This is a genomic window from Kribbella ginsengisoli, from assembly GCF_039537185.1.
GTDB lineage: Bacteria > Actinomycetota > Actinomycetes > Propionibacteriales > Kribbellaceae > Kribbella > Kribbella koreensis.
Map to the genome: position 1 here is coordinate 669,729 of NZ_BAABAA010000001.1, position 13,875 is coordinate 683,603.

A 13,875-nucleotide genomic window follows, 5' to 3' on the forward strand; every position below is an offset into this window, starting at 1 on the left:
GGTCGATGCGATAAGATACGCAAGTGGATCTTGAGACAGAGCCGGTACGCCGCCGCCGTGGTGCCGAACTCGAACAGGCGCTGCTGGCGGCCGCCTGGGACGAGCTCATCGAGACCGGGTACGCCGCGCTGACCATCGACGCCGTGGCCCACCGGGCCGGCACCAGCCGCCCGGTCATCTACCGTCGCTGGCCGACCAAGGCCGACCTGGTCCGCGCCGCCGTCGACCACAGGATGCTGCGCGACCTCCCACTGCCACCCGACACCGGCTCGCTGCGCGGAGACCTGATCGAGCTGATGCATTTCGCCAACCAGCACCGGGCAGGCTTCACGGTGTTGCTCACGTACTACCTCGGCCCGTACTTCCAGGAGACCGGCACCAGCCCGGCCGACCTGCGCGAGAACGCCTTCCAGGACAGGGCGACCGGCACGGACGTGATCCTTGACCGTGCGGCCGCCCGCGGCGAGCTGGACCCCGCCTGCCTCACCCCGCGGATCCGCTCCCTACCCTTCGACCTGTACCGCCACGAAGCCCTGATGACCCTCAAACCGGTCCCGGACGACGTGATCACAGAGATCGTGGACGAGATCTTCCTCCCCCTTGTCCGGTCCATCGAGCGAGAAAGTTCCCGATGACTCCCACCTGGAAGCCTGACGTCCTCGGCGACGACTACCAGCAGCACACCATCGCCCTCGGCGCCGACCCGGACGGCGAAGGCGAGGTCGAAGCAACCCTGGTACGACGCACGCCACCGGCCGAGCCCAGCCGCGTGGTGCTCTACGTGCACGGCTTCGCCGACTACTTCTTCCAGACCGGCCTCGCCGATTTCTTCACCGACCGCGGCGCGGCCTTCTACGCGCTCGACCTCCGCAAGTGCGGCCGGGCCCGCCGCCCGGGCCAGATCGCCCACTACGTCTCAGACCTGGCCCTGTACGACGATGAGCTCGACCAAAGCATCGAGCTCATCACCAGCGCGCACCCCGAACTGCCGATCACGGTCGTCGCCCACTCGACCGGCGGCCTCATCGTCCCGCTCTGGCTGAACCGCCGACGCCGCAACGGCCGCCCGGCTCCCGTCGACTCAGCGGTCCTCAACAGCCCCTGGCTCGACCAGCAAGGCAGCGCGATGCTCCGTGGCCCGATCACCTGGGCACTGATCCCCCTGGCCCGCGTCATCCCGAAGCGCGTCCTGCCCGCCCCCGTCGGCGGCGTCTACGGAAACTCGATCCACGTCTCCGGCACCGGCGAATGGGACTTCGACACGGCCCTCAAACCGCTGATCGGCTTCCCGGTCACCGTCGGCTGGCTCAACGCCGTCCGCCGAGGCCACCGCACGGTCCACCAAGGCATCGACACCGGCGTGCCGACCCTCGTCCTGCACTCCGACAAGACCCACTTCACCAAGTCGTACACCGAGGCCGCGGACCGGGCCGACCTCGTCCTCGACGTCAAGCAGATCGCCCGCTGGGCACCCAGCCTCGGCCCGCGGACGACCGTCGAGGTCGTCCCCGGCACCCGCCACGACGTCTTCCTCAGCCAGCTGGAAGCCAGACAAGCGGCATACGGCGTCGTGACCAGTTGGCTCGACGCCGCACACCGCTCCGAAGACAACGCCTAGGCGTCGATCCGGTTCTCGTCCAGTTCGTAGGCGCCCTGGACGATGAACTCCTTGCGGGGGGCCACGTCGTTGCCCATCAGCAGGTCGAAGACGCCGGCTGCTGCTTCGCCGTCGTCGACGGTGATCCGGCGCAGCGTGCGGTGGCGGGGGTCCATGGTGGTTTCCGCGAGCTGGTCGGCGTCCATCTCACCGAGACCCTTGTAGCGCTGCGGGGGCTCTTTCCACTTGACGCCCTTCTTCATCAGCTCGGCCGACTTCCGCTGGTACTCCGCGTCGGAGTACGTGTAGATGTACTTCTCCTGCCCCTTCTTCGGGTTGGTCAGCTCGAAGCGGTGCAGCGGCGGTACGGCGGTGTAGACCCGGCCCGCGTCGACCAGCGGGCGCATGTAGCGGAAGAACAGCGTCGCCAGCAGGCAGCGGATGTGCGCGCCGTCGGAGTCGGCGTCGGCCATGAAGATGATCTTGCCATAGCGCGCCTGCTCCAGGTCGAAGCTGCGGCCCGAGCCGGCGCCGACCACCTGGATGATGGAGGCGCACTCGGTGTTCTTCAGCATGTCGCCGACCGAGGCCTTCTGGACGTTCAGGATCTTGCCCCGGATCGGCAGCAGTGCCTGGAACTCCGAGCTCCGGGCCAGCTTCGCCGTACCGAGGGCCGAATCACCCTCGACGATGAACAGCTCGGACCGGTCGACGTCGTTGCTGCGGCAGTCGGCGAGCTTGGCCGGCAGCGCCGACGACTCCAGCGCCGTCTTGCGCCGCTGCAGCTCGCGGTGCTGGCGGGCCGCGACCCGCGTCCGGGAGGCCGCGACGACCTTCTCCATCACCGCGCGCGCCTGCGCCTTCGCCGCGCCCTTGGTCGAGCTGAGGAACGCCTCCAGCTCGGTCTGCACGACCTTCGCGACGATCCGCGAAGCGGCCGGAGTACCGAGTACTTCCTTGGTCTGGCCGTCGAACTGCGGCTCGGACAGCCGGACCGTCACCACCGACGTCATGCCCTCGAGCACGTCGTCCTTGATCAGCTCCTCGCCGCTCTTCAGCAGCCGGGTGCCGGTCAGCGCGCTGGTGAACACCTTCGGCAGCGCCCGCTCGAAGCCGGCCACGTGGGTGCCGCCCTTGGGCGTCGCCACGATGTTCACGAACGACCGCAGCTCGGTCTCGTAGCCGTCGCCCCAGCGGACCGCGATGTCGACCTCGAGGTCGCGCTCGACGTCGGTCGGCGTCATGTGGCCGGCGTCGTCGAGCATCGGCACGGTCTCGGTGAAGTGACCGGTTCCGGTCAGCCGGACCACCTCGGTGACCGGCTGGTCGGTGGCCAGGAACTCGCAGAACTCGCTGATCCCGCCCTCGTGCTTGAACGACTCCTCGGTCGGCTCGTCGCCGCGCTCGTCCCGCACGACCAGCTCGAGGCCGGGCACCAGGAACGACGTCTGCCGCGCCCGGGTGACCAGCTCGTCGTAGTTGAAGGTGGCGTCCTTGGTGAAGATCTGCCGGTCCGCCCAGTACCGGATCCGGGTGCCGACCGAGCCCCGCTTGGCGCGACCCGCCTTGCGCAGGCCGACCGACGGAGTGAAGCCCGCGTTCGCGCCCTCGCCGTCGAACTCGCCGGCCACACCACGCCGGAACGAGGTGGTCCAGGTGACGCCGCCACGGTCGACCTCGACGTCGAGCCGCGCGGACAGCGCGTTCACGACGGAGGCGCCGACACCGTGCAGACCACCGGAGGCGTTGTACGACCCGCCGCCGAACTTGCCGCCGGCGTGCAGTTTGGTGAAGACCACCTCGACACCGCTGAGCTGCGTCTTCGGCTCGATGTCGACCGGGATGCCGCGGGCCTTGTCGCGGACCTCGACCGAGCCGTCGTTGTGCAGCACCACGTCGATCCGCTCGCCGTGACCGGCCAGCGCCTCGTCGACGGCGTTGTCGATGATCTCCCACAGGCAGTGCATCAGGCCGCGACTGTCGGTCGAGCCGATGTACATCCCCGGCCGTTTGCGGACCGCCTCCAGGCCTTCGAGCACCAAGAGGTTGCGGGCGTTGTACGTCGGGTCGAGCTCGGTACTGCGAGGCGTCGGGGCGGCCACAGGGCTCCTTCTCTGGTTCACAAGCAGAACAGCGTGCGCGGCCCGGGAGCCGTCGCACGTGAACAGCCTACGCAGCCGCGCCCCCAAAATCCGGGAGGGTCACCTTGTGGCGGCCGGTGTATCGGGCCAGTCTCCTGGGTACTGACCCAGCACCAGATACGGTGGGCAGAGAAAGGTGTTACAGCAGATATCGATCCGGACTCGATCGACGTGTTTTACGACACTCCGCTCATGCGCACGCAGTGACGAAGATGTAGCGCACAGTGAAAGAAGACACGCCCGACACCCGTTGGAAACAGCAGATCACCCGAATCCGAAACGATTCCCCGTCAATATGCGTCATAAGGGAACAGGTGGTTCGTCTCACATACGGACACGCTGGCCCTACCGGGAAGCGAACCGCATGTCAGGATGTTGCTATCTGGTGAGTACGGAACTAGATGAGATGAGGCCTCAAGTGACTACAGCACTCGCCCCGAGTTCGACCCTGTCGGCTGCGGACCGTTGTGACCGCTGCGGCGCGCAGGCCTACGTTCGTGTGACCCTGACCTCCGGTGGGGAGCTACTTTTCTGCGCCCACCACGGACGTGAGCACGCGGACAAGCTGCGCAACATCGCGATCACCATTCACGACGAGACGGGCAAGCTCGAAGACAAGCCCGCCGAGTCGGTCCCTGCGGAGGGCGACCGGTAACCCGGCCTCGCGGCGCCAACGAGGGCGCTCCCAACGACTAGTCTTCGATGGCGGTCACCCGGACAGGGTGGCCGCCATCCGTCATTTCTCAGACGATCTCCGGTACTACGTCCGCCGGGCCGTGCCGGCGCAGCTCACGCCAGGCGGACGCCAGCCGATCGACCGCCTCCGACATCACCTCGGCGGAGTAGCTGAACGGCACCCGCAGATGGTCGTCGTGCTCCCCCGTCGGATCCATCGCCCGGCCGGCCACCACCTCGACGCCATGCCGCAATGCGACCTGGGCGAAGATTCGCGCATCGGTATCCGGCAACCGGATCCACAATGCGGACCCGCCGACAGGTTCTTCCCAAACCCATTCCGGTAGGCGCTTTGTCAGCAACTGACCCATCAACTGCTTTCTCACCGTGGCCATTGTCGCGCGGGCCGCGGTGAGTTCGGTGAGCCTCGGCAACAATCGCGCGGTGAGTGCTTGCTCGATCACCGGACTCCCGAGATCGGCGAGTGCCTTGTGCCGGGCCAGACGTTCGGCCAACGGGCGCGGCGCGCGGATCCAGCCGATCCGCAGGCCGCCCCAGACGGCCTTCGACACCGACCCGATCGTGAGGACCTCGGCGTCCTTCGGGGCATACGCGGCGAGCGGCGCCGGTACGTCGGGACCGGCCGGGTCCCACGCCGAGTACGCGTTGTCCTCGACAACCACCACGCCATGCCTGGCCGCCAGCTCGGCGACCTGGCGACGCCGGGCCGACGACATCAATCGACCGGTCGGGTTGTGGAAGGTCGGCATCACGAACAGCATCGCCGGCTGATGTTCCCGGAACGCGACCGCCAGCAGATCAGGCCGCACGCCGGCATCGTCCAGCGGTACGCCGACCACGCGACCGCCCGCGGCCCCGAACAGGTCGAAGCAGCCCGGCCAACTCGGTTGCTCGATCACGACGGCGGCACCCGTTCGCAGATACATCTGGGTGACCAAGGCAATCGCCTGATGCGCTCCACTCGTCACCACGATCTCGTCGGGGGTGGTCGGCAGACCTGATTCCGCGAAGTGGTCGGCGATGCGCTCACGGAGTACCTGCAGGCCGCGGGGGTGGTAGCCGACTCCTTGGAGGAGCAATGGGAGCTCGGTGCGGGCGAGGTCTTCCACTTCGGCGGCCAGCTCGGGGATGCCGGGGTCGACGGCGTACGTCATCGCGATCACTTCGCTCGGGCCGTGGGCGATCCGATGGAAGAGCGATTCGCCGTACCCGGTGGGCATCCGTTTGTCGGCGCGCGATCGGCCCTTGGACGCGGCCGGCGCGACCGTCGTACCACTGCCTCGGCGGCTCTCGACGAGTCCACGGGCGCGCAGTTCGTCGTACGCCGCGACGACCGTCGACCGGCTGATCGCCAACGCTTCGGCCAGCGGCCGCTCGGCCGGCAACCGTGCACCCACCGGCAACTCGGCCGATCCGATCAGCGCACCGATCGCGTCGGCGAGGCGACGGTAGAGCCCGCCCGAGTGCTCGGTCAGCTGATGCCCGATCAACGACGCGAGAGCGGCCGGGTCGCCAGAACGGTCCACTTCTCTCCTCATTGGCTCGGGTGGACTGCTGTCGATCTGGTCAGGCTAGTCGCAGGCAGTCCAATTCGAGAGTGGAGGTCAGTGGATGGGGATCGGGCAGGCGCTCGGGTTCGTCGGAGCGACGGTGGTACTGGTCGGGATGCCGGGACCGAACAACATCTACATCTCCCTCCGCAGCCTCACCCAGGGCCGGCGCGCGGGAGTGGTCTCGGCGTTCGCGATCGAGACCGGCTCGATCGTCTACATCCTGCTCGCCGCGCTCGGCCTGGCCGCCGTGGTGCAGGCATCGCCGCTGGTCTTCACGATGATCTCGCTCGCGGGCGCCGGCTATCTGGCGTTCCTGGGAGTGCGGACCCTTCGAGCCTCCGAGTCGCAGGGTGTGGGCGGGATCAAGGTCACCACGCTCGGCCGGGTCTTCCGCGACGGCGTGCTCGTCAATCTGCTGAATCCGAAGGCCGCGCTGTTCTTCCTTGCCTTCCTCCCCCAGTTCACCAGCCGTGGCGCCGGTACCGGGCAAGTGCGCGACGAGATGCTGCTGCTCGGCCTCGCCGTCCTGGTCATCGGCCTGGCCCTCGATCTCTGTTACGCCCTCGGAGCCGACGCCATCGGTCGCCGGATGCGGACCGGCGGACGGTTCGCCGGCCTGCGCAAGTACGTTGTGGCCGGCATCTATCTGACCATCGCCGCGATCGCCGCACTGGGCGTGCTGCGCTAGGCGACCGTCAGTACGCCGTCGTTGAGCTCGATCGACAGGGTGTGGTCGCCGGCGCGTACTCCCTTGAGCTTGATGCGCCTCCATGGCAGGACGGTGGCGGGCGTCAGGTCGAGGGTGCCCGCGGGGACGTTGGGTTCGATGCCCAGCGCTGCGACCACGACGGCGATCGCTGAGGCGGCGGCCCAGGCTTGCGGACGGCAGGAGAGCGGGTAGGGCGTCGGGGTCAGCTCGTGGTCGGTGCCTTCGCCGCCGTACAGCTCCGGCAATCTGTAGTCGAAGGCTTCGGCGGCGGTGAGCAGGCCCTGCACGTACGACGTTGCGGTCGCGGCGTGGCCTGCGGCGTACAGGCCCTGGACGGCCATGGCGGTGTCGTGGGGCCAGACGCTGCCGGTGTGGTAGCCGAGTGGGTTGAAGTGGGTCATTGCCTTGGACAACGTCCTCAGCCCGAAGCCACTGTTGAGGTCGAAGTCTGCGAGGTGCTCGGCCACTGCGGTCTCCTCGGCCGGGTCGAGCAGACCGGTGCCGAGCAGATGACCCATGTTGGAGGCGGGGCCGGCGACTGGGCGCTTCTCGGAGTCCAGGGCGATCGCGGGGTAGCCGTCCACCCAGAAGGATGCACGGAAGCGCTCTTTGAGGGTCGCGGCCCAGTCCCGCCAGTCAGCTCCGCCTTCGAGGTCGAAGGCGTCCAGCAGGTCGGCGCCGGCGATCGCGGCGGCATAGGCATAGCCCTGTACTTCGCAGAGCGCGATCGGCGCGGTCGCGATGGTGCCGTCGGGCCATTGGACCGAGTCGCTGGAGTCCTTCCAGCCCTGGTTGGCCAGGCCGTGGCCGGTCTCGTCGATGTACTCGAGGAAGCCGTCGCCGTCGGGGTCCGCATAGTCGCGGATCCAGGCGAGCGCTCTCTGCAGGTTGGGGAGCAACGCCTGTACTTCGTCCGCGGGCATCCCCCAGCGCCAGGCTTTGTGCAGCGTGGTGATCCAGAGTTGGGTGGCGTCGTGTGTCCCGTAGTACGCCGCGGGCAGGACCAGGCCGCCGCCGTGGTCGGCGACTTCGGACCGCAGCTCGTGCGGGATCTTGCCAGGCTGCTCGGCCGCTGCTGGGTCGACCCGGGTGCCTTGGTGTGCGGCGAGCGCTCGCAAGGTGCCGGCTGCGAGTTGCGGGTCGACCGGGATCAGCATGCCGGCGGAGATAAGCGAGTCGCGGCCGAAGAGGGTCAGGTACCACGGTGGGCCGGCGCCGAGATAGCGCTCTCCCCCGTCGGCTGACAGTTGCAGCCCGGCGACGTCGTCCAGTGAGCGGCGGATCCAGCGGCTGATCCGCTGGTCGTCGCAGTCGAGCTCGACCTCGTCGTACGTCGGCCTGCTCGCGGGCGGTTCGATGGTGAAGCCTTCAGTGGCCGGGAAGCTCGCGGTCAACCTGAGCGTCACGGTTGCCGACTGGCCGGGCTCGACCTTCAACCTCCAGCTCTGGTTGAGGCCTGGGGCCGGGTCGAAGGTGACGCTCACGCGCGTCCCTGAACCGTCCTCCCACCGCAGACCGTCACCGTCAGCCAGCGGCTCGAGGCGCGGGAGGTCGGCGGCGGCTCCGGAGCGGACGGCCGCCGTACCGGCCAGGTCGGTGCCTAGGGCAACGACCAGTTCGCAGTCGACGGTCTCGTGAGAGCGGTTCACGAGCGTGATCTCCTCGGTGAGACCGGTGCCGTCCACCTGCCGAGTACGTCGCAGCGTCACCGTCGGGTCGTGGCCGGCGTCGCCCAGGCCGTCGAGCACAGCGCCGTACCGGGTGGTGCCGGTGGCCGGCTCGTCCACGTGCACCGGCTTCGGCGGGCGGCCGTCGACAGTCACCTCCAGCCGCGACAGGATCCGGCGATCGCGGGCGTACACGCCTTCGGCTCCGGCACCGGTCAACTGCCCCGATCGCGGTGACAACACCACCCAGGGAGCGGCGAGCGTGGTGACGAGATCGTGAAGGTCAGGCATAGGTCCACCCTAAGACCGCCCGACTACGGCAGAGTGGGGGCCGTGAACAGCGTTGCGACGTTCCTGGTCGGCGTGGTGATCTTCGCCGGCATTCTCGGCATCGTGATCCCGGTGCTGCCCGGCGCCATCCTCAGTCTCGCCGCGATCCTGGTCTGGGCGCTGGAGGTGCAGAGCGCGACCGGCTGGATCGTGCTGGCCGCCGCGGTGGTGCTGATCGGGGCCAGCCAGGTGGTCAAGTACATCGTCCCGGAGCGGCGGCTGCGCGAGTCCGGCGTACCGCGACGATCGATGCTGGTCGGCGTGGTGCTCGGGATCGTCGGGTTCTTCGTGATCCCGGTGGTCGGCATGTTCGTCGGCTTCCCGGTCGGTGTGTACCTGTCCGAGCGGCAGCGTCTCGGCACCCACGACCAGGCGTGGACGTCGACCAAACACGCTCTGCGAGCGACCGGTCTCTCGATCCTGATCGAATTCGTCGGTACTTCGCTCGCGGCCGCCGTCTGGCTCGTCGCCGTGCTCTTCCTGGTCTGAGCCCAGGTCCCGGGTTGCCAGGGTTTTGCCAGGTACGGCCAAGGCTCGTCTCAGGTCCGGCGCGGATCGTGGGATGACCAGTGCCAGGTGATCAGCCTGGTACGCAGTCTCGGGAGGCAGTACACACATGGCGTCGAAGCAGAAGCTCACCGACCACCGCTGGCGGCTGGTCGGGACCGTGGCGGCGATCGTGGTCACCACCGGAGCCGGTGGAGTCGCCTGGGCGGCCACCAACGCCGATCCCACCCCCAGCCCGTTCACCTCGCCGTCGGCGCCCGCCGACCCGGCGAACCCGGCCAAGCCACCGAAGCCCGAGGGACCTGGTGGCCCTGGCGGATTCGGGCGGCACGGTGAGTTCGGGTTCGGGAAGGCGCTCCACGGCGAGTTCACCGTGGAGAAGGACGGCGGCGGCTACCAGACCGTCGCGACCCAGACCGGCACCGTGTCGGCGGTCAGCAAGGACTCGATCACGGTGAAGAGCGCTGACGGCTACAGCAAGGAGTACGCGGTCACCGCCGACACGCTCGTCAACGCGACCCGCGACGGGATCACCAGCATCAAGACCGGCAACACGGTCAACATCTCGGCGATCGTGGCCGACGGCAAGTCGACGGCGACCAGCGTCTCCGACGGCACCCAGCGCGACGCGTCGCACAAGAAGTTCGGCTTCGGCGAGCGCGGGCCGCGCTGATCCACGCTGACACTCACAGTCGATTGCCAGGAATCTCCCAGGGTTAGGCAGGGTGCGGGGTTAAGACTGGGACCATGAGCCCGCACCTGCTGGTCGTCGACGACGAACCGAACATCGTCGAGCTGCTGTCCGCGAGTCTGCGCTTCGCCGGGTACGACGTGACCACGGCGACGCACGGCGCCGAGGCGTTGCGCAAGGCCCGCGAGGTCGAACCCGACCTCGTCGTGCTGGACGTGATGATGCCCGGCCTGGACGGCTTCGAGGTGGTCCGCCGGCTGCGCGGTGAGGACCGGCACGTACCGGTGCTGTTCCTCACCGCGCGCGACGCGGTCGAGGACAAGGTCCTCGGCCTGCACACCGGCGGCGACGACTACGTCACCAAACCGTTCAGCCTCGACGAGCTGGTCGCCCGCGTCCGCGCCCTCTTGCGCCGCTCGGGCCATCGCGAGCAGACGACGACAGAGCCCGCCGTACTCCGGTACGCCGACCTAGAGCTCAACGAAGACTCCTACGAAGTCTTCAAAGCAGGCGAAGCGGTCCAACTGTCCTTGACCGAGTTCAAACTCCTCCGCTGCCTCCTCGAGAACGCCGAGCGCGTCATGTCCAAGGGCCAGATCCTGTCGGCCGTCTGGAACTACGACTTCGCCGGCGACGCCGGAGTGGTCGAGTCCTACATGTCCTACCTCCGCCGCAAGGTCGACACCGGCGACCAGAAACTCCTCCACACAGTCCGCGGCGTCGGCTACGTCCTCCGCACCCCCCGAGGCCCCAACTAATGCACCCCCACCGCCGCATCACCGACCGGTACCCGCTGCGCGTCACGATCGTGCTGGTGCTGGCCGCGTTGGTGACGGCCGCGCTGCTCGCCTCCGGTCTGGTTGCGACGACGATCATGCGGGGCTACCTGATCGACCGGGTCGACGGGCAGTTGCAGGACGCCGCGAAGATACTCAGCAAACCTCCGCGACCGTGGCAGAACGAGGCACAACAGCCCGGCCCGCGCGGCCCGAGACTTCCCAGCGTCTTCCTGGTGCAGCGCTTCGACTCGACCGGTGCCCGGATCGACGATCCGATCCGTGAACCGCTCAACCAGACCGCCGCGCTACCGCAGTTTCCGACGCTGACACTGACCCAGGTCGAGGGCATCGGCACCAAGGCGTTCAATGCCGCGGCGACCTCCGGCGACGAAACCTTCCGGGTCGTCGCAACGCCGACTCAAGATGGCGGCTACCTGATGGTCGCCCAGAGTCTCGGCGACATGAATCAGACCCTCCAGAAGCTGGTCGGGGTGCAGATTGCCGCCGGGGTGATCTTGCTGATCTTGCTGGCCGGGGTCGGGACGTACGTAGTACGGCGGAGTCTTCGGGGGCTTGAGGATGTGGAGCATACGGCGGTGGCTATTGCGGGTGGGGATCTCAGCAGGCGGGTGCCTCAGCGGGATCCCCGGACTGAGGTGGGGCGGTTGTCGCTGGCGCTGAATCAGATGTTGGGGCAGATCGAGGGGGCGTTCGCGCAGCGGACTGCTTCGGAGTTCGCGGCTCGGCGGTCGGAGGATGCCGCTCGGCGTTCGGAGGAGAACGCGAGGCAGTCGGAGGAGCGGATGCGGCGGTTCATCGCCGACGCCAGCCATGAGCTGCGGACGCCGTTGACGTCGATCCGGGGATTTGCGGAGCTGACCCGGCAGAAGGGCGCGGCGGCCGATCCGGCGACGATGAAGCGGATCGAGGACGAGGCGAAGCGGATGGGGTTGCTGGTCGACGACCTGTTGCTGCTCGCGCGGCTTGACCAGCAGCGGCCGTTGCAGCACCAGCCGGTGGATCTGCTGACGCTGGCGGGTGACTCGGTGCACGACGTACAGGCTGTTCAGCCGGGTCGCGAGATGAGGCTGCAGATCCTGCCGGACTCCGGCGCGCCGGTCGTCAGCGGCGACGAGGCTCGTCTCAGGCAAGTACTCGGCAATCTCGTCAGCAACGCGCTGCATCACACGCCGGTCGACGCACCCATCACCATCTCGGTCGGCACCCGCGCCGGCGAAGCGATCGTCGAGGTCGCCGACACCGGTCCCGGTCTCAGTGAAGAGCAGAAGGTGAAGGTCTTCGAACGCTTCTACCGCGCCGACTCCGCCCGGACCCGCTCCACCGGCGGCTCAGGTCTGGGCCTCTCCATCGTCGCCGCCCTGGTGGCAGCGCACGGCGGCAAGGTCACCGTCACCGACACTCTCCCCCACGGCGCCACCTTCACCGTTCACCTCCCCATCATCACCTGACGACAGGGAGGCCGGCGCTCCCCACCATCGCCTAGCGGTGGAGAGGCCGACGTTCCCCAGTCATCGTCTGGCGACAGGGAGCCGGTGACTACAGCTGGGGGAACTGGCGGTTGGTTGACTCGCCGTGTTCGAAGATCTGGGCAGCTGGGCCGAGGATCTTGGGGTCAGCTTGGGCGACCAGCTCGTGGTCCTTGTTGTCGTACTCGTAGAGGCTCAGCACGTGGCGCATCGCCTCTAGCCGGGCGCGCTTCTTGTCGTTGCTCTTGACCACGGTCCAGGGCGCGTGCGGCGTGTCGGTGTAGTGGAACATCGCCTCCTTCGCCTCGGTGTAGTCCTTCCATTTGTCGAGTGACGCCAGGTCCGTCGGCGACAGCTTCCACTGCCGGACCGGGTCGATCTGCCGGATCATGAAGCGGGTCTGCTGCTCGGCCTGCGACACCGAGAACCACAGCTTCACCAGGTGCGTGTCCGACCGCACGAGCATCCGCTCGAACTCCGGCGCCTGCCGCATGAACTCCTCGTACTGCGCATCGCTGCAGAACCCCATCACCCGCTCGACGCACGCCCGGTTGTACCAGGAGCGGTCGAACAGCACCATCTCGCCGGCCGCCGGCAGGTGCTCGACGTACCGCTGGAAGTACCACTGCGTCTGCTCGCGGTCGGTCGGCTTCTCCAGCGCGACGATCCGGGCGCCGCGCGGGTTCAGGTGCTCCATGAACCGTTTGATCGTGCCGCCCTTGCCGGCCGCGTCCCGGCCTTCGAAGATGATCACGAGCTTCTGCTTGGAGCGCTTCACCCAGTACTGGAGTTTGAGCAGCTCGATCTGCAGCAGCCGCTTGTCCCGGTCGTAGACCTCGCGGGCCAGGCGTTCGCCGTACGGATAGCCCTCCCGCCAGGTGTCGACCGGCGTACCGTCGCCGCGCAGCAGCACCGGGTCGTCGTCTTCCTCGTCCAATACTCGGAACCCGAATTCCTGGACCAGATCAGGGGCGCTCATGGCCCCAACATTCGCCGGACCAGGCGCGTCGTCGGTGAACTTGGACTGGCCGCGGGATGAACACCCACTCCCCGGCGGTGCCTCAGCCCGGCAGACGGCGCGCCTTCACCGTGGAGTCACGACGGGTCAGTGTCTCGCCGTCGACGATCTGCTCGCGGTCGTGGGCACGGCTGACCAGGATCTCCCAGCGGCCGTCGTCCAGCGACAGATCGGAGATCACCTCGTCCGGGGTCGGGAAGTGCACGTCCGGGTGGTCGGTGTGCCGCAGCGAGTCCGGCCAGTCGAGGTGCCCTTCGATCAGCAGGATCCCACCAGGCGCCACCGCCCCGGCCGCCGTCCGCAAGATCTCCTCGCGGGGCAGCTCGACGGTCGAGTGCAGGAACTGCGCCGACACCAGATCGAAGGTGCCCTCCGGGAACGACTTGCCCAGCTCGTGCTGTTGCCAGTCGATCTGCCCGGCCACGCCCGCTTCCACCGCGTGCCGCTCCGCGCGCTCCAGCGCCACCGCCGACACATCGACAGCGGTCACCCGCCAGCCCTGCTTGGCCAGCCAGATGGCGTCGCCGCCTTCGCCGGAGCCGAGGTCGAGAGCGGTGCCCGGCGTCAGCCCGGAGACCTCCTTCACCAGCTCCACATTGGGGTTGCCGCTCCAGATGCGGGTGCTCTCGCGGTAGCGGTCGTTCCAGTACTCTCCGGCGGTTCTGTCGTCCACAGTCATGACTCCAGCATCTGCGGTCGG

General features: G+C 68.1%; 13 protein-coding genes. 8 read left to right on the plus strand and 5 right to left on the minus strand.

From position 1 onward, the window contains the following. The first annotated feature begins 23 nt into the window (after positions 1-23). Both ABD768_RS02885 and ABD768_RS02890 read left to right on the plus strand, forming a co-directional pair. Positions 24-635: a TetR/AcrR family transcriptional regulator gene (locus ABD768_RS02885; RefSeq protein ID WP_344836985.1), complete on the plus strand. Its 612-nt coding sequence runs from the start codon at positions 24-26 to the stop codon at positions 633-635. Then, on the plus strand, positions 632-1,618 hold the full coding sequence (locus ABD768_RS02890) for an alpha/beta hydrolase (RefSeq protein WP_344836987.1): 987 nt from the start codon (positions 632-634) through the stop codon (positions 1,616-1,618). The genes ABD768_RS02885 and ABD768_RS02890 overlap by 4 nt, the downstream gene beginning before the upstream one ends. Here ABD768_RS02890 and ABD768_RS02895 read toward each other — a convergent pair. Next, entirely contained in the window at positions 1,615-3,699 is a 2,085-nt protein-coding gene (locus tag ABD768_RS02895; protein WP_344836990.1) for a DNA gyrase/topoisomerase IV subunit B, read from the minus strand. The two genes, ABD768_RS02890 and ABD768_RS02895, sit on opposite strands and share 4 nt — an antisense overlap. Positions 3,700-4,144: 445 nt before the next feature. Here ABD768_RS02895 and ABD768_RS02900 point away from each other — a divergent pair, with 445 nt between their 5' ends. Further along, positions 4,145-4,393, plus strand: coding sequence for a DUF7455 domain-containing protein (locus tag ABD768_RS02900; protein ID WP_203590115.1), 249 nt, complete (start codon positions 4,145-4,147; stop codon positions 4,391-4,393). Positions 4,394-4,481: 88 nt separating this feature from the next. On the opposite strand, the gene ABD768_RS02905 is transcribed toward ABD768_RS02900, so the two are convergent. Continuing rightward, on the minus strand, positions 4,482-5,960 hold the full coding sequence (locus ABD768_RS02905) for an aminotransferase-like domain-containing protein (protein WP_344836993.1): 1,479 nt from the start codon (positions 5,958-5,960) through the stop codon (positions 4,482-4,484). An 85-nt stretch (positions 5,961-6,045) separates the two neighbouring features. On the opposite strand from ABD768_RS02905, the gene ABD768_RS02910 reads away from it, so the two are divergent. Continuing rightward, positions 6,046-6,675 carry a LysE family translocator gene (locus ABD768_RS02910; RefSeq protein WP_343979068.1) on the plus strand — a complete coding sequence of 210 codons (630 nt, stop codon included), beginning with the start codon at positions 6,046-6,048 and terminating at the stop codon, positions 6,673-6,675. Here the strand turns inward: ABD768_RS02910 and ABD768_RS02915 are convergent. Beyond that, entirely contained in the window at positions 6,672-8,654 is a 1,983-nt protein-coding gene (locus ABD768_RS02915; protein ID WP_344836997.1) for an amylo-alpha-1,6-glucosidase, read from the minus strand. The two genes, ABD768_RS02910 and ABD768_RS02915, sit on opposite strands and share 4 nt — an antisense overlap. 42 nt (positions 8,655-8,696) lie before the next feature. Here ABD768_RS02915 and ABD768_RS02920 point away from each other — a divergent pair, with 42 nt between their 5' ends. The 4 genes from ABD768_RS02920 to ABD768_RS02935 all read left to right on the plus strand — a co-directional run bounded on the left by ABD768_RS02920 (position 8,697) and on the right by ABD768_RS02935 (position 12,139). Continuing rightward, the gene (locus ABD768_RS02920) at positions 8,697-9,182 is read left to right on the plus strand and encodes a DUF456 domain-containing protein (protein WP_343979062.1); all 486 of its coding nucleotides are present in this window, start codon (positions 8,697-8,699) and stop codon (positions 9,180-9,182) included. 127 nt (positions 9,183-9,309) lie between these two features. Further along, on the plus strand, positions 9,310-9,873 hold the full coding sequence (locus ABD768_RS02925; protein WP_344837000.1) for a hypothetical protein: 564 nt from the start codon (positions 9,310-9,312) through the stop codon (positions 9,871-9,873). Positions 9,874-9,947: 74 nt separating this feature from the next. Beyond that, positions 9,948-10,649: a response regulator transcription factor gene (locus tag ABD768_RS02930; protein ID WP_343979056.1), complete on the plus strand. Its 702-nt coding sequence runs from the start codon at positions 9,948-9,950 to the stop codon at positions 10,647-10,649. Beyond that, complete coding sequence (locus tag ABD768_RS02935; protein ID WP_343979054.1) at positions 10,649-12,139, plus strand: sensor histidine kinase; 1,491 nt, start codon at positions 10,649-10,651, stop codon at positions 12,137-12,139. The genes ABD768_RS02930 and ABD768_RS02935 overlap by 1 nt, the downstream gene beginning before the upstream one ends. Before the next feature lie 88 nt (positions 12,140-12,227). Here the strand turns inward: ABD768_RS02935 and ppk2 are convergent, their stop codons facing one another. Both ppk2 and ABD768_RS02945 read right to left on the minus strand, forming a co-directional pair. Then, positions 12,228-13,136, minus strand: coding sequence for a polyphosphate kinase 2 (ppk2, locus tag ABD768_RS02940; RefSeq protein ID WP_344837004.1), 909 nt, complete (start codon positions 13,134-13,136; stop codon positions 12,228-12,230). 82 nt (positions 13,137-13,218) lie between these two features. Then, the gene (locus ABD768_RS02945) at positions 13,219-13,854 is read right to left on the minus strand and encodes a class I SAM-dependent methyltransferase (protein WP_344837007.1); all 636 of its coding nucleotides are present in this window, start codon (positions 13,852-13,854) and stop codon (positions 13,219-13,221) included. Positions 13,855-13,875: the final 21 nt, after the last annotated feature.